At 66.4% G+C, this 241-nt stretch carries 1 protein-coding gene; it reads right to left on the bottom strand.

Annotation, left to right across the window (positions count from 1 at the left end):
- Window positions 1–241, bottom strand: a 241-nt coding sequence (locus BN358_RS13340; RefSeq protein ID WP_040583623.1) for a hypothetical protein, incomplete at both ends; no start/stop codon positions are given.

Below are 241 nucleotides of genomic sequence, written 5' to 3'. Positions count from 1 at the left end.
GGCTCAATCGGTTCGAGCTCGGCGTCCTCAGCGCTCGACTCCGGGTTGAGGGCGATCACCGAGACCGCGTCCTCCCCGGACACCCCGACGAACTTCACGCCCATCGTGTCACGCCCCTTCGCAGGCACTTCTGCGACCGCCGAACGCGTGATCTGGCCGCTCACCTTGATCGCGATCACCTCGTCCGACTCCTGCACGACCAGGCCGCCGACCAGCGAACCACGGTCCTCGTTGAGCTTCA

Origin of the sequence: Sedimentibacter sp. B4 (assembly GCF_000309315.1) — a bacterium.
Lineage (GTDB): Bacteria > Bacillota > Clostridia > Tissierellales > Sedimentibacteraceae > Sedimentibacter > Sedimentibacter saalensis.
This window is presented reverse-complemented; position numbering and strand designations above follow the sequence as displayed.